Here is a 16813-nt window from a genome sequence, read left to right as displayed (position 1 = left end):
TGATAAGAGTTCATCAAACAATCGGATTCGTCTGATAGTGAGAGGCTGGAGCATAAAGAACATCACACTCATTGATAAGTTTTATTGTTACGCCTAACCTTGCTGAGATAAGCCTTTGAGATCATTAGATAGTGACAATAAAAAAGACCGCGATATTCGCGGCCTTTTCGATTCAAGCATAAGCAGAATTTAGAACGGGATATCGTCGTCAAAATCCATTGGTGGCTCATTGTACTGCTGCTGTGGTTGCTGCGGAGCCTGCTGTTGTTGCTGTTGCTGAGGCGCATTGTACTGCTGCTGAGCTGGTTGTTGAGGCTGACCCCATCCACCTTGCTGCTGCTGTTGACCGCCCATTGGTGCACCGCCACCTTGACCACGACCGCCAAGCATTTGCATCACGCCGTTGAAGCCTTGAACAACGACTTCAGTTGAGTAGCGATCTTGACCGCTTTGGTCTTGCCATTTACGAGTTTGCAGTTGGCCTTCAATGTATACTTGAGAACCTTTACGCAAGTACTCACCTGCTACTTCCGCAAGTTTGCCGAACAACACAACACGGTGCCATTCCGTTTTTTCGCGCTGTTCGCCAGTCGCTTTATCACGCCATGAATCAGAAGTCGCAATAGTAATGTTTGCTACTGCACCGCCGTTCGGCATGTAACGAATTTCAGGGTCGTTACCTAGATTCCCCACCAAAATAACTTTGTTAATTCCACGGCTGGCCATGATGTGCTCCGTTTCACTCTGGATATATAAAATTTTAGCGCATTAGAATAGCACGCTTTAATGTTTTGATTAAAGTCTAATACCATTGTGATCTAATGAGTCACCTACTAGAACCCAAATCGCATTTCAACTTACGCATGTAGCATTTTTGATTCGCTTTGCAGACATCGTTTCGTGAAGCTTTGAATTCGAACGCATTTATTCAGTAAAGCTATGGTTATAACCTCTCTTTAATGCCAACTTATGGCCTTTATTGAACGCTGGGAGATGTGAACACGTGAGAAAGTCGGCTTACGCAAGAAAGCTATTTCTGATCAGTATGGAAGATAATGCGGAAAAAAAGGTGGCGGCACTCGAAAAGTACATTGATATGAGTATCCCGGTGATTTCGACCGAAGCACTCATGGAAGCTAAGCCACAGCATCGTAATAAAATCCTACTGATCGACTTCAGTGAACATAAATCACTCGTTCAATCGATCAAAAACTTACCGCTGGTATGGAAGAACTTTGAAACCGTTGTGTTCAATGTCCCTAAAAGGCTGACCACGGATGAGCTTCTTTCATTTGGTCAATTAAAGGGGCTGTTCTATTCCGAAGATACGCTAGAGCAAATTGGAGAAGGGTTAAAGGGCATTGTTAACGGTCAAAACTGGCTGCCGCGTAATGTAACCAGTCAACTTTTACACTATTACCGTAACGTCATTAACACTCATACTGCCCCAGCCACGGTAGACCTAACCATTCGCGAGCTGCAAGTACTGCGTTGCTTGCAAGCTGGCGCATCGAACAGCCAAATGGCCGAGGAATTATTTGTCAGTGAATTCACCATCAAATCGCACTTGTATCAGATATTCAAAAAGCTATCAGTGAAGAATCGCGTTCAAGCAATCGCTTGGGCAGATCAAAACTTAATGTCATGATGCGATGCCGCGACTCTAATGACTGAAATGACGAGTCGCTCATCTTTTTTCCGCACTGAGTCTCACACTTTTTCCTACTTTATTCATGATTCATTGACGCCTCTCGTGTTAAAGTTATGCGCAGATTCTTGATAATAACGAGATAGGATATTCCCCCAATGATTAAAAAATGTCTGTTCCCTGCTGCAGGCTATGGCACTCGCTTCTTACCGGCAACGAAATCTATGCCAAAAGAGATGATGCCAGTCGTGAATAAACCGCTTATTGAATACGGCGTTGAAGAAGCAATTCAAGCTGGTATGAACGGCATGTGTATTGTGACGGGTCGTGGCAAACACTCTATCATGGACCACTTCGATAAGAACTACGAACTGGAACACCAGATTAGCGGTACCAATAAAGAAGAGCTATTGGTAGATATCCGTGAAATCATTGAATCTGCAAACTTCACTTACATCCGTCAACGCGAGATGAAAGGCTTAGGCCATGCGATTCTGACCGGGCGTGAACTGGTGGGTGACGAACCATTTGCCGTCGTTCTTGCTGATGACCTTTGTGTCAACGAAGAAGAAGGCGTGCTAGCTCAAATGGTGGCGCTATTTAAACAGTTCCGTTGTTCTATCGTTGCCGTACAAGAAGTCCCAGAAGATGAGACTCACAAATACGGCGTTATCTCTGGTGAAATGATCAAAGATGACATCTACCGCGTAGACGACATGGTAGAAAAACCTGAGAAAGGCACGGCACCAAGCAACCTTGCGATCATTGGTCGCTACATTCTGACCCCTGATATTTTCGAACTGATTGAAAATACAGAGCCAGGTAAAGGTGGTGAAATTCAAATCACTGACGCGCTACTTAAACAAGCAAAAGCGGGCTGTGTCTTGGCTTACAAATTCAAAGGCAAACGCTTTGACTGTGGTAGTGTTGAAGGTTACATCGAAGCAACCAACTACTGTTTTGAAAACCTTTATCTAAAAGATGAAAAAGCTTCAGAGTTAGGTAAACACGCAACACAAAAAGCGGTATAAAGCATCGTCGTAGTACGAAATTATTGTTTCTAAAGCCCAGCATTATGTTGGGCTTTTATTTTTACTGTTTTTTTATCCAGTAATTTTCTTTGCACATTTCTCACACTATGTAATACTTGCCCCACTTGGTTATACATAGAGCAAAAACGATGGATAAAATAGAAGTTCGCGGTGCCCGAACCCATAACCTCAAAGACATTAATCTTACAATCCCTCGCGATAAACTGATTGTCATTACTGGACTAAGTGGCTCCGGTAAATCCTCTCTCGCTTTCGATACATTGTATGCAGAAGGCCAACGACGCTACGTAGAGTCTCTCTCTGCCTACGCTCGTCAGTTTTTGTCTCTGATGGAAAAACCCGATGTCGACCATATTGAAGGGTTATCACCCGCGATTTCTATTGAACAGAAGTCTACTTCTCATAACCCGCGTTCAACCGTAGGTACAATTACCGAAGTCTACGACTACTTACGTCTGTTGTATGCTCGTGTAGGCGAACCACGCTGTCCAACGCACCATGCCCCTCTTGCCGCACAAACCATCAGTCAAATGGTGGACAAAGTTCTAGAGATGCCAGAAGGCAGCAAAATGATGCTGTTGGCCCCTATTGTCAAAGAGCGTAAAGGTGAGCATGTTAAAACGCTTGAGAACCTGGCAGCTCAGGGCTTTATTCGTGCGCGTATTGATGGAGAGACATGCGATCTATCTGATCCTCCAACGCTAGAGCTACATAAAAAGCACACCATTGAAGTCGTGGTCGACCGCTTTAAAGTTCGTCCCGATCTGCAACAGCGCTTAGCGGAATCTTTCGAGACCACGCTCGAGTTATCAGGCGGAATTGCGGTTGTCGCGCCAATGGATGGAGACGGTGAAGAGATTATTTTCTCCGCCAACTTCGCTTGTCCACAATGTGGTTACAGCATGCAAGAGTTGGAGCCGAGACTTTTCTCATTCAACAACCCTGCTGGTGCATGTGGCACTTGTGATGGTTTGGGTGTGCAGCAATACTTCGATCCAAGCCGAGTAATTCAAGATGATTCATTAAGCTTGGCACAAGGTGCGATTCGCGGTTGGGATCAAAAGAACTATTACTACTTCCAAATGCTCACGTCATTGGCTGATCATTATGGTTTTGATCTCCATGCCCCTTTTAATTCTCTGCCAAAGAAAACGCAAGATGTCATTCTAAAGGGCTCAGGTCGTACTGAGATTGAGTTTAAATACATCAACGATCGTGGCGATATTCGCGTTAAGCGCCATCCATTCGAAGGTATTCTGAATACACTAGAACGTCGCTATCGTGATACAGAATCCAACTCTGTCCGTGAAGAGCTTGCGAAATACATCTCCACTAAATCTTGTTCAAGCTGTGGTGGTACTCGTCTGCGCCTTGAAGCACGTAACGTGTTTATTGCTGATACGACACTGCCTGAGATTGTTGAACTCAGCATTGCTGATGCATTGGAATTCTTCCATTCCTTGAAACTGGAAGGTCAACGCGCCCAAATCGCTGAAAAAGTGATGAAGGAAATCAACGACCGCCTGCAATTCTTAGTTAACGTCGGTTTGAACTACCTAAACTTATCACGCAGTGCAGAAACCTTATCAGGCGGTGAAGCTCAACGTATTCGCTTAGCCAGCCAAATTGGTGCGGGTCTTGTTGGTGTGATGTATGTTCTGGACGAACCGTCGATTGGTCTCCACCAGCGAGATAATGAACGCTTATTAAAAACGCTTACTCATTTGCGCGATTTGGGGAATACCGTACTCGTGGTAGAACACGATGAAGATGCTATTCGCTGTGCGGATCATGTCATAGATATCGGTCCTGGCGCTGGCGTACACGGCGGTAATGTTGTCGCGGAAGGCACCATGGAAGAGATAATCGCAAATCCGAATTCTCTGACAGGTCAGTACTTAAGTGGCGTTAAAGAAATCGCAGTACCGAAAGATCGCACGCCGCGTGATCCGAAAAAAACAGTTGAGCTCTTAGGCGCAACAGGTAATAACCTTAAGAACGTTAATCTTTCAATTCCTGTTGGGTTATTCAGCTGTATTACAGGGGTATCTGGTTCAGGTAAATCAACGCTGATTAATGATACTTTCTTTAAAATTGCCCACACCCAACTCAACGGAGCAACAACGGCTCAGCCTTCACCTTATAAGTCGATTAGAGGTTTAGAGCACTTCGATAAAGTTATCGATATCGATCAAAGCCCAATTGGTCGTACACCTCGCTCCAACCCTGCTACTTATACGGGGATCTTTACCCCAATCCGTGAGCTGTTTGCAGGCACACAAGAGTCGCGTTCTCGCGGTTACAAGCCGGGCCGTTTTAGCTTTAACGTACGCGGTGGTCGTTGTGAGGCCTGTCAGGGTGATGGTGTCATTAAAGTTGAAATGCATTTCCTACCAGACGTTTATGTGCCATGTGATGTATGTAAAGGTAAGCGCTACAACCGTGAAACACTTGAAGTACGTTACAAAGGCAAAACCATTGATGAAGTGCTAGAAATGACGGTCGAAGACGCCCGAACGTTCTTTGAACCCGTACCTGCTATAGCACGTAAGCTACAGACTCTAATGGATGTTGGCTTGTCTTACATTCGCCTAGGTCAAGCGGCAACGACACTCTCCGGTGGTGAAGCACAGCGTGTGAAATTGGCGCGAGAGCTATCCAAGCGTGATACAGGAAAAACCTTGTACATTTTGGATGAACCAACAACCGGCCTGCACTTCCATGATATCCAGCAGTTGCTCACTGTATTGCACAGACTTCGCGACCACGGAAATACTGTCGTGGTGATCGAGCATAACCTAGATGTCATTAAGACTGCGGACTGGATTATCGATCTAGGACCTGAAGGGGGACAGGGTGGAGGCGAGATAATCGCTCAAGGCACACCGGAAGATGTGTCGCAAATCGAGGGCTCGCACACAGCTCACTTCCTTAAGCCTATGTTGAAGTAGAAAAAACAGGTAAAGTACCGAGACCAGCAAGTGCTGGTCTTTTTTCATTCAAAACAACGCAATAACTATGGCTACTATACATGTAAGTGGAACAAAGCTTTCTCCCGAAAAAGTACAGGTTCCCCTCAACCGCAAGTTTCTCATTGCCTTGGCAACACTATTTGTGTTGGCAATGCACTTTTTCATGCCCAACCCCGGCGGTTCAGGGCTTTCACTTTCCTTCAATGCGACAACTTGGATTGCTTTTAGCTTTGCATTAGGCATTGGGTGCTACCAACTCGCGAATAATCGAGCGCTACGTTACTCAAAATTAACCATCGGCTTGTTCATTAGTGCTCTTATCATGACAGTGCCCATTCTGTACCCAAATGCGAATAGCAGTTTGGCAGCCAATAAGCTCATTGGCCTGTGGTGTGGTGTCCTGTTCTTTATTGTCTTACAACAATTTCATTTCAGTAATAAACATCGCCAACGCCTATTATGGTTCATTGTCCTTGCGGTTGTTATCGAAGCCATTTTTGGTCTGACACAATATCTGTATCTCAAACCAGGCAATCCGTTTGGTTACGACACGGTGGCCAATCGTCCTTATGGTATTTTCCAACAGCCCAATGTAATGGCCAGCTTTCTTGCGACAGGGTTGGTGATTGCTAGCTATTTACTTGCACGTCAGCCCTACAAATACGACCGTAAGTTAAGCGATGTTTACCTTCTCTATGCCGTGCCAGTTTTAACCTTACCACTAATTGTGGCGTTGGCTTCACGCACTGGTTGGTTAGCATCGATCATCGCCGTTTTGTTGGTCATCCCATACATGTATCGCTTTGCAACCAAAGGGCGCTTTATCCGCTGGGTTACGTCGCTTGTCACTGGGCTCTTACTCTCAGTGGTTGTCATGCATCTTGCCTTTCCTGATGGAGGTGGGTTAGCCGCAGAAAAAGTAAACATGGAGTCTCCTCGAGCGTATACTTTTCCGCAAACATTAGACATGGTGATTGAAAAGCCTTTTACTGGCTATGGATATGGCAAGTTTGAATCTGAGTACATGCTGTATACGGCTCGTCAACATGCCCTAAATGAGAATTACCCAGCTGGTTTGCCAGCCATGGATCATCCGCATAACGAGCTACTTTACTGGGGAGTAGAAGGTGGTTTGCTGCCAATACTCGGCATCTTCTTAGCGATGGCACTGGTACTGTATCGAATCTATCAAGCCAAACGCGGAACTCGTCTTGCGTTGCTGGCCTTGTTTATACCTATCGTATTGCACTCACAACTGGAATACCCTTTCTACCACTCTCTCGTACATTGGTTGATCTTCGTTATCCTGCTGTACTGGGTCGATCAGCGCGTCTCTCGTTATCGACAAGTCGGCTTTAGTAATGTGACCAAAAGCTTGCTGCGAGTCTTTAGTTTGGTACTTCCCGTTACGTTTACGTTTTACATGGTAAGCGCATTGCATACGAACTATGTATTGACGAAGTTTGAGACCACTAGGCCAACTAACCCTGATATTCTGAATCAAGTCAGTAACCCTGTAGTTTGGAAAGACAGGTTTGATTGGGATGTCTATAGCACGTTTTTAAACATTGGGCTGTACCAACAAGACGCAACCTTGATTCAGCCTTATATCGATTGGTCGCTAAAAATCATCAAAGATAAGCCTCGCCCTGCATTTTATAATAATTTGATTTTGGCCTACCAAGGCTTAGATGACTCAAGTAAAGCGGAGCAAATCAGAGCTGAAGCGCAGTTTTTGTTCCCTAAGATTGATTTCAGTGACGTCAATTACCGACCACCTTCTCAAGCAATCTCTGCCTCACCAGCACCCACTTCAGGTGCAGAGTAATAAGTACAAAAAAGCGAAGGGATGACCTTCGCTTTTCTTTATCTCATTGCGGTATAGCTTTATTCAGTGAGTGACTCTTCTAACGCTTTTAAGCACAGTGCAACGTTTTCAGGTCGAGCGCCGTAACCCATTAAGCCAATACGCCACGTTTTACCAGCTAATGCCCCGAGGCCTGCACCAATTTCTAGGTTATAGGTTTCTAGCAAGTGAGCACGAACTTTTGCTTCATCAATTCCTTCAGGCACGTAAATCGCGTTTAATTGCGGCAAACGATGGGCTTCGTCCACAACAAATTCAAAACCTAGCTTTTGTAGGCCATTTTTGAGTTTTTCATGCATCAGTTGATGACGAGCCCAAGCGCTTTCTAATCCTTCATTTTTCAGTATCAATAAAGCTTCATGAAGCGCATACAAGCTATTAACTGGCGCCGTATGATGGTAACTACGCTTACCTTCTCCACTCCAATACCCCAATACTAAACTCTGATCGAGGAACCAACTCTGTACTGGTGTTGTTCTTGCTTGAATCTTTTCAATCGCGGCAGGAGAAAACGTCACTGGTGAGAGCCCTGGTACACATGACAAACATTTTTGACTGCCAGAGTAAACCGCATCCAGTTGCCATTCATCCACTTTTAACGGCACACCACCAAGTGACGTCACCGCATCAACAATAGATAATGCATTATGCTGTTTCGCCAGCTTACCCAATGCTTGAGCATCACTGACTGCACCAGTTGAGGTTTCCGCATGCACAAAAGCAAGAATTTTTGTATCTGGGTGCTGTTCGAGTGCTTGCTCGACTTTATCAATGGAAACAGGCGTCCCCCATTCATCATCGACGATAACAACTTCACCACCAGCACGGACGACATTTTCGCGCATGCGTTCACCAAATACACCGTTACGGCAGACGATCACTTTATCGCCTTCCTCGATTAAGTTTACAAAGCAGGTTTCCATCCCTGCACTACCTGGCGCTGAAACCGCAATAGTGAACTCATTGTCAGTTTGAAAGGCATACTTCAATAGCTGCTTGAGCTCATCCATCATACCGATAAACAGAGGATCAAGGTGACCTACGGTAGGACGGCTTAGCGCTTGTAACACTTGAGGATAAATATCAGAAGGACCAGGTCCCATTAAAATACGGTGAGGCGGAATAAAGCTTTGGATCGACATGTCAGCTCCTTGATTATCTTTTATCCTGAGCATTCTAAAAGTTCTATTCAATAACATGGCTCAGGTGTAGGGTTCTTCACCCTAATAGATTTTTCCTCTATCAGCAATTAGCCGTAAGTATGGAGGTCAAACCAGTGTCACAAAATCGTTAATAAAAACACCATAAAGGTTGAAATATTGATTGACATTAAGGCCTCAAAACCGTTCAATGTTTGAGCTTTATGTAGAAGAGGAGCGCTACCCAGGTAGATGATTTGTGGAACCGCAATTCCAACACCAATCATTGAGGGGGAGTAGTGCCGAGGTAAGTCAAAGTTGCAGGATTTGACTTGTCGGTTGAATTGGGCTGAATCCCATCAACTGTCATCAGCGCAGTCTGATGAAGGGCTTCTGAGGGTAAATTTTTCAAATAGCATTCTAAATACCTCTCTTTTTGCTCTGTTCCTTTTCTCACTAAACATTGGATGTACAATTTTTTAGGAAGTCGTGGGAGAACGCAGTGAGCGCATTTAACGTAGCTAAATTCGGTGGAACCAGTGTTGCCAACTTTGAGGCAATGAGTCGTTGTGCCACCATTATCGAAAACAATCCAAATACTCGCTTGGTCGTGATCAGCGCTTGTTCTGGCGTCACCAACCTGTTGGTGGAACTCGCCAATGGTGTACAGAATCAAACGCACCGTACTGAACTGCTGCAAAATCTGGCCAACATTCATGACGCCATTTTAACTCAGCTCGAAGACAGCACGAAAACTGCTGCCGAGGTGTATGGCATATTAGATACCGTAACCAGCCTGGCCGAGGCTGCATCTATCCAAGCTAGTGCGAAGTTAACCGATCATTTAGTCGCATGTGGTGAACTCATGTCGACGCACATTCTAACTCAGTTAATGTGTGAGCGAGGCATTCAAGCAGTGCGCTTTGATATCCGCGATGTGCTGCGTACTGATGACAACTTTGGTCGCGCGGAGCCAAACATTGAAGCAATTTCGACGCTTGCGCAAGATAAACTCGTACCACTTTGCCAACAATCCGTTGTTGTTACTCAAGGCTTCATAGGATCTGACGAAGCCGGTAATACAACAACACTAGGTCGAGGAGGCAGCGATTACAGCGCCGCCTTAATTGCTGAGAGCGTCAAAGCGGCAGGGTTAGAAATCTGGACTGATGTTCCGGGCATCTACACAACAGACCCGCGAATTGCGCCAAAAGCCTCACCAATTCCCGAGATCAGCTTTAGTGAAGCTTCAGAAATGGCTAACTTTGGCGCTAAAATCCTTCACCCTTCTACGCTAGTACCCGCATTGCGCCACGACATTCCGGTATTTGTAGGGTCATCGAAAGAGCCAGAAAAAGGGGGAACTTGGATTCGCCACCAAGTCGAAAGCTCACCGTTGTTCCGTGCGCTAGCTTTGCGTTGTAACCAAACCATGGTAACGCTACGCAGCGCCAACATGTTCCACGCATACGGCTTCTTAGCAAAGGTCTTTGAGATCCTTGCAAAGCATAAGATCTCTGTCGATTTGATCACGACATCTGAAATCAGTGTATCGTTAACACTTGATCAAACTGATACCTCTGGCGGAGCACCACAGCTGCCGCAAGCTGTACGAGAAGAATTAGAAGAGTTATGTAAGGTAGAAGTTGAACATGACCTATGCCTCGTTGCTCTCATTGGTAACAACATGAGTGAGAGTAAAGGCTACGCGAAACAGGTTTTTGGCACGCTAGAAGACTTTAACCTACGCATGATTTGTTATGGAGCTAGCCCTCACAACTTATGCTTCTTGCTCCATGAATCGGTATCGAAACAAGCCATACAAAAACTCCACACCGAGTTGTTTGAGAAGTAAGTTCAACTTAATAAAACAAAGGGCTGCGTATCTGCAGCCCTTTGTTGTTTCAATAGTTGTTACATTTGAACGAGGTAAACATCAATTTAACCGTTAATGTTTGGCCCTAACCATTTTTCAGCCTCGATCCTATCCCACCCTTTGCGATCGGCGTAGCTCTCTAGCTGATCTTCTTGGATCTGTGCGATCGCAAAGTAACGTGAGTCAGGATGAGAGAAATACCAACCAGAGACTGACGCGCCCGGATACATTGCATAGCTGGAGGTTAGAGTCATGCCAATATTCTCTTCCACATTAAGTAGCTCCCACAGCGGTCCTTTTTCAGTATGCTCAGGGCACGCTGGATAACCCGGCGCAGGGCGAATACCTTGGTATTTTTCACGAATGAGATCATTGTTAGATAAATCTTCATCCGCAGCATAACCCCAAATTTCTTTACGGACACGCTCATGCAAATACTCAGCAAACGCTTCGGCTAGGCGATCCGCCACCGCTTGAATCATAATTGCGTTGTAATCATCTCCCTGTGCTTTGTATTCATCAGCAAGCTCTCGTTCACCAATACCACCAGTGACAGCAAATGCCCCTATCCAATCATGTTTACCCGACTCTTTAGGTGCGATGTAGTCAGATAAACAATAGTTGAATCCTTTTGGTTTCTCGGTCTGTTGACGCAAGTTACGCAGTACTTTCACAACGTCGGTACGAGTTTCATCAGCATAAACTTCAATGTCGTCCCCCACGCTCGCAGCAGGGAATAAGCCACACATTCCACGCGCTTTTAACAGGCCTTCTCGCTCAACTCGATCAAGTAACTCGTTGGCATCTTCGAATAAACGTTTTGCTTCTTCACCAACTTCTTCATGTTGGAAAATTGTTGGATACTTACCCACAAGTGACCAAGTCATAAAGAATGGTGTCCAATCGATGTATTGACGTAATATAGCCACATCAAAATCATCGAAGATATGAATACCAGGCTTAACAGGCACTGGAGGAGTGTAAGCTTCCCAATCGATCGCAACTTTATTCGCTCGAGCCGCTTCTAATGTCACTGGTTTGGTTCTCGGTTTCTTTCGATTATGTTGATCACGTACTCGTTCGTAATCAGCTTCAAGTTTTTCAACAAATTCAGGGCGACGTTCATCTGACAGAAGAGAAGTACATACGCCCACCGCACGTGAGGCGTTATTCACGTAAACAACTGGATGCTTGTAATTTTGCTCAATCTTAACTGCTGTATGGGCTTTTGACGTTGTTGCGCCACCGATGAGAAGAGGTAAGTTAAAGTCGAGACGCTCCATCTCTTTTGCAACATGCACCATTTCGTCTAATGAAGGTGTGATCAACCCTGACAAACCAATAATATCGACGTTCTCTTCTTGCGCTACTTTTAAGATCTTTTCGCAAGGAACCATGACACCAAGATCGATAATTTCGTAGTTATTGCACTGCAATACAACGCCTACGATATTTTTCCCGATATCATGTACATCACCTTTGACCGTCGCTAGCAAAATCTTACCGTTTGTTTGTCCCACCTGCTTTTCTGCATTGATGTAGGGCTCGAGATGCGCTACCGCTTGCTTCATCACTCGGGCAGATTTTACGACCTGAGGAAGGAACATTTTACCTTCACCAAACAAGTCTCCGACGACGTTCATCCCATCCATTAGTGGACCTTCAATCACCTCTAATGGCTTTGAAGCGTTGACACGAGCCTCTTCGGTATCATCAACGATGAACTCAGTTATTCCTTTCACTAACGCGTGCTCTAAGCGCTTTTCAACAGGCCAAGTTCTCCACTCAAGTGCAGAGGCATCCTCCTCTTTACCTACCCCTTTGCCTGCATATTCCGCCGCGATATCTAACAATCTCTCAGTGGCGTCATCACGACGATTAAGAACGACATCTTCCACAGCCTCACGCAATTTTTCAGGCACGTTATCGTAGATTTCTAACTGACCCGCATTCACAATCCCCATATCCATACCATTTTTAAAACAGTGATAGAGGAACACCGCGTGAATCGCTTCACGTACATAGTTATTGCCACGGAAAGAGAATGAGACGTTAGAAACCCCACCCGAGATCATCGCGTGCGGTAAATCACGTTTGATATCGCCAACGGCTTCAATGAAATCCACCGCGTAGTTATTATGCTCATCGATACCCGTAGCAATGGCAAAAATGTTGGGGTCAAAGATGATGTCTTCTGGTGGAAAGCCCACTTCATCAACGAGAATTCGGTAAGCGTTGGTACAAATTTCCACTTTGCGCTCACGTGTATCTGCTTGCCCTATCTCATCAAACGCCATCACAATCACAGCCGCACCGTAACGGCGGATCAACTTAGCTTGTTCAACGAATTTCTCTTTACCTTCTTTGAGAGAGATCGAGTTAACAATGCCTTTGCCTTGGATGCACTTAAGACCGGCTTCAATAACCTCCCACTTTGAAGAGTCGACCATGATTGGTACTTTTGAGATTTCAGGTTCTGACGCACAAAGATTTAAAAATCGAACCATACAAGCTTGTGCATCCAACATGCCTTCGTCCATGTTGATATCGATAATTTGAGCGCCATTTTCAACTTGTTGACGAGCCACATCGAGCGCTTCATCGTACAGCTCTTCTTTAATCAAGCGCTTAAAACGCGCAGAACCGGTTACATTAGTACGCTCACCGACATTGATAAATAAAGAGTCTTTATCAATAGCGAGTGGCTCTAGGCCAGACAAGCGACAAGCGACGGGAAGATCAGGTAATTGACGAGGGGCGATATTTTCAACCGCGAGTGCCATTTGGCGAATGTGCTCAGGAGTTGTACCACAACACCCACCAATCAAGTTTAAAAAGCCACTTTGAGCCCACTCTTTAACATGCTTAGCCATATCTTCTGACGACAAATCGTATTCGCCGAATGCATTCGGAAGCCCAGCATTTGGGTGAGCGGAAACAAAAGATTCTGATATACGAGAGAGCTCTTCAACATAAGGACGCAGCTCATCTGGACCAAGTGCACAGTTCAAACCAAACGAAATCGGTTTAACATGACGTAATGAGTGGTAAAACGCTTCTGTGGTTTGACCGGATAATGTCCGACCGGAAGCATCAGTAATAGTCCCCGAGATCATCACAGGTAACTCAATACCCATCTCTTCAAACACACTTTCAACAGCAAATGAACAAGCCTTAGCGTTAAGCGTATCGAAAATGGTCTCGATAAGAATAAGGTCAGAACCACCTTTAATTAGAGCACGAGTCGATTCAGAGTAAGCCTCAACTAACTCGTCGAAAGAAACATTTCGATATCCGGGGTCATTTACATCAGGAGAAATAGAACAAGTTCGGTTTGTCGGCCCTAAAACCCCTGCGACATAACGTGGTTTATCGGGTGTTTTTGCGGTCCATTCGTCTGCAACTTCACGTGCAAGCTTGGCAGCTGCAAAGTTAATTTCTTCACTTAGGCTTTCCATCTCGTAGTCAGCCATCGCAATGGTTGTTGCGTTAAAAGTGTTGGTCTCAAGAATATCTGCACCCGCTTCTAAATATGCAGCGTGAATTTCCTTGATAAGTTGAGGCTGACTTAGAACCAACAGGTCGTTGTTACCTTTTAGATCACAATGCCAATCCGCAAAGCGCGTTCCTCGATAGTCTTGCTCTTCAAGTTTGTACCCTTGAATCATGGTTCCCATACCACCATCAATCAAAAGAATACGTTGCTTCAATTGAGCTTCAATCTGTTGTCTTACGTTACTTCCCACAGTACAGCCTCATTCCTTTAGTTATCTTTCCATCCTATCACACAAACTTCAGGAGTCTAGACGTCTAAACGTGGAATTAATGATTATTTTATCTCCTTCTTAACTTACAAAATAATCGCGAAAAAATGTTTGCTATTTAAGCAGCATCAGTCGAGAATCCCATTCATAAAATGTTACAAATAGAGAGCTCTATGTCGGTCTATCATACTTTATGTTTTCTATCCGCAGCTGCGATGCTAATTGCTTTTGTAAACAGCAAGATAGGAAAGATGCAAACCACCATTGCGATTACCGCAGGTTCAATGGTGCTTTCACTTCTAATCTTAATTGCGGGCCAAAACAACTGGTTCCACCTCACCGAAATTGCGACAGAAACGGTCACAAGGATCAACTTTGAAGATTTCTTGCTCAAGGGCATTCTTGGCTTCTTACTATTTGCGGGTGGATTAGGCATCAAACTCCCGAACCTTAAAGATCAAAAATGGGAAATTACCGTTTTGGCTCTCGGAGCCACCCTATTTTCCACTTTCTTTATCGGGTTTGCGCTCTACGGATTCTGTCAGTTAATTGGCATCCAATTTGATTTGGTCTACTGCTTACTATTTGGTGCTCTAATATCGCCAACTGACCCAATCGCTGTATTGGCTATAGTTAAAAAGCTCGATGCTCCCAAACGTATCTCCACCCAGATTGAAGGAGAGTCGCTCTTCAATGACGGCTTCGGTTTGGTTATCTTTGTCACTCTATTCACGATTGCATTTGGTACTGAGGCACCAACTGTAGGTAGTGTCACCTTGCTCTTCATCCAAGAAGCTATCGGTGGTATTACTTATGGTTTCGTACTCGGTTTGCTATTCCACTACTTAATCAGTGCTACCGATGATCACTCAATGGAGTTATTACTTACCATTGGTGTCCCTACGGCAGGTTACGCATTTGCTGAATACATCCATGTGTCAGGCCCATTAGCGATGGTTGTATCCGGTATTATGATTGGCAACTGGACACGCTTTATTGGCTTTTCAAAAGAGAGTGAAGATCACCTTGACCATTTTTGGGAGCTTGTTGATGAATTCTTGAATGGCGTGTTATTCCTACTGATCGGTATGTCGATGCTGCTATTTGAATTCCACAAAGAAGACTGGATCATGATGGCTATTTCAGTCCCTCTTGTACTAGCAGCTCGCTATCTAAGTGTATTTCTTTCTTACATAGGCTTTAAACGTTACAGAAAATATAATCCATGGTCAGTGCGTATTTTGACGTGGGGCGGTTTACGCGGAGGCCTGGCACTAGCGATGGCACTTTCTATTCCATCAGGTATTTGGGTGATTCAAGATAAGTTAATCGATGTAAAAGAGATTATTCTTGTAATGACCTACTCCGTCGTTGTTTTCTCTATCCTAATTCAAGGCTCAACAATCACCCCAATGATTGAAAAAGCAAAAGATGAAGAGAAGAAAATGGAAGAGAACAACCAAGCAATAACCACTCCGGAGCATACGGAGCACGTGGACTCTTAAAGACACGTAACTTAATAGATAAAAAAGCAGCTATCTAGCTGCTTTTTTCATATCTAATCTTCGGACTCCCCTTCAAGAATAGAACGCTTGTTACTCTTTGATATACAGTTAAATATTCGAATAATCGTCACGCTACTGTTTCATAGATACTAACTATTACTATTACCGATAGATAGTATTCATATACGAGTCTTTTAATTTACCCATTTTCATCTGTATCACTTCTCTTCCCTTGGCAATATAGGCTCCTCGCAAACATCAAAGCTAAACTTCCACAATACTTAGCAATGAGCGAGTTTGTATTTTTATGAGAAAGAGACAGTTAGGGTGATTGCGTTCAGAACCCAAACAGGTTAGTAACCTCACCAAGATAAAACTGAGCTATCATCCAGGTAGATCAAAGCCTTAACAGAAATTTAGCCCCACTCCCTCTTGATCTCAGTGAGACTAAACTTGTATTCAAAGTCGTCCTGTTTTCAAAATTGGAACAAGTGACACCTCAAACAATTAAACTCTGTCACATAACTAGATTTTCTAATATCGAATAAAAGAAGCTTTGGTGAATGAAGAGGCTCAAAACTAGCGCTCGAGACTGCAGAAACCACACAAAACTGCGTTCCACTTCACTCATAACAGGGCTTAGAAAGCATAGCGAAGAGGGAAGTCTGCCTCTCGATGCAAGGTTTCAATATGGAAATAGGGTTAAGGTAAGTCGGGTAAACAAAACGAAAAAAGCCCCAGTCTTTCGACTGGGGCTTAATATAAGTGGCGGAGTGGACGGGACTCGAACCCGCGACCCCCGGCGTGACAGGCCGGTATTCTAACCAACTGAACTACCACTCCGCAGTGGTATCACTCGCTTGTAATCAGCAAGTATCCAAAATTTAAAGCCTGGCGATGTCCTACTCTCACATGGGGAAGCCCCACACTACCATCGGCGCTATTTCGTTTCACTTCTGAGTTCGGCATGGAAATCAGGTGGGTCCAAAA

9 protein-coding genes, 1 tRNA gene, 1 rRNA gene and 1 riboswitch are annotated in these 16813 nt (G+C 44.6%); of the genes, 6 read left to right on the top strand and 5 right to left on the bottom strand.

What is annotated here, in order from left to right; all coding sequences use genetic code 11:
* Nucleotides 1-189: 189 nt before the first annotated feature.
* Nucleotides 190-726, bottom strand: a complete 537-nt coding sequence (locus CAG69_RS06480; protein ID WP_012841367.1) for a single-stranded DNA-binding protein — start codon at nucleotides 724-726, stop codon at nucleotides 190-192.
* Nucleotides 727-1003: 277 nt separating this feature from the next.
* On the opposite strand from CAG69_RS06480, the gene CAG69_RS06475 reads away from it, so the two are divergent.
* The 4 genes from CAG69_RS06475 to CAG69_RS06460 all read left to right on the top strand — a co-directional run bounded on the left by CAG69_RS06475 (nucleotide 1004) and on the right by CAG69_RS06460 (nucleotide 7500).
* Nucleotides 1004-1648, top strand: coding sequence for a LuxR C-terminal-related transcriptional regulator (locus CAG69_RS06475; RefSeq protein WP_065645062.1), 645 nt, complete (start codon nucleotides 1004-1006; stop codon nucleotides 1646-1648).
* 158 nt (nucleotides 1649-1806) lie between these two features.
* Nucleotides 1807-2679 (top strand): UTP--glucose-1-phosphate uridylyltransferase GalU, encoded by an 873-nt coding sequence (gene galU, locus CAG69_RS06470; protein ID WP_005397418.1) that lies wholly within the window; start codon nucleotides 1807-1809, stop codon nucleotides 2677-2679.
* A 149-nt stretch (nucleotides 2680-2828) separates the two neighbouring features.
* Nucleotides 2829-5651 (top strand): excinuclease ABC subunit UvrA, encoded by a 2823-nt coding sequence (uvrA, locus tag CAG69_RS06465; protein WP_161443273.1) that lies wholly within the window; start codon nucleotides 2829-2831, stop codon nucleotides 5649-5651.
* A 67-nt stretch (nucleotides 5652-5718) separates the two neighbouring features.
* Complete coding sequence (locus tag CAG69_RS06460; protein WP_161443272.1) at nucleotides 5719-7500, top strand: PglL family O-oligosaccharyltransferase; 1782 nt, start codon at nucleotides 5719-5721, stop codon at nucleotides 7498-7500.
* A gap of 59 nt (nucleotides 7501-7559) precedes the next feature.
* Here the strand turns inward: CAG69_RS06460 and CAG69_RS06455 are convergent, their stop codons facing one another.
* A complete protein-coding gene (locus CAG69_RS06455; RefSeq protein ID WP_161443270.1) occupies nucleotides 7560-8681 on the bottom strand; it encodes a pyridoxal-phosphate-dependent aminotransferase family protein in 1122 nt (373 codons plus the stop codon).
* Nucleotides 8682-8900: 219 nt separating this feature from the next.
* Nucleotides 8901-9079: riboswitch (Lysine riboswitch) on the top strand.
* Between the two features lie 101 nt (nucleotides 9080-9180).
* Between CAG69_RS06455 and lysC the strand changes: the two genes are divergently transcribed.
* Nucleotides 9181-10533 (top strand): lysine-sensitive aspartokinase 3, encoded by a 1353-nt coding sequence (gene lysC / locus CAG69_RS06450; protein ID WP_161443268.1) that lies wholly within the window; start codon nucleotides 9181-9183, stop codon nucleotides 10531-10533.
* Nucleotides 10534-10619: 86 nt separating this feature from the next.
* Here lysC and metH read toward each other — a convergent pair whose 3' ends face one another.
* Entirely contained in the window at nucleotides 10620-14300 is a 3681-nt protein-coding gene (metH, locus tag CAG69_RS06445; protein ID WP_161443266.1) for a methionine synthase, read from the bottom strand.
* Nucleotides 14301-14491: 191 nt separating this feature from the next.
* On the opposite strand from metH, the gene CAG69_RS06440 reads away from it, so the two are divergent.
* Entirely contained in the window at nucleotides 14492-15823 is a 1332-nt protein-coding gene (locus tag CAG69_RS06440; protein WP_161443264.1) for a cation:proton antiporter, read from the top strand.
* A 766-nt stretch (nucleotides 15824-16589) separates the two neighbouring features.
* Here CAG69_RS06440 and CAG69_RS06435 read toward each other — a convergent pair.
* A tRNA-Asp gene (locus CAG69_RS06435) sits at nucleotides 16590-16666 on the bottom strand.
* Between the two features lie 46 nt (nucleotides 16667-16712).
* Nucleotides 16713-16813: ribosomal RNA gene (gene rrf / locus CAG69_RS06430) — 5S ribosomal RNA — on the bottom strand; the annotation flags it as partial.

Origin of the sequence: Vibrio sp. V43_P6S15P86 (assembly GCF_009904725.1) — a bacterium.
In the GTDB taxonomy this organism is placed as follows: domain Bacteria; phylum Pseudomonadota; class Gammaproteobacteria; order Enterobacterales; family Vibrionaceae; genus Vibrio; species Vibrio diabolicus.
Note: the sequence above shows the minus strand (reverse complement) of the source record. Positions and strands in the feature narration are given on the sequence as shown.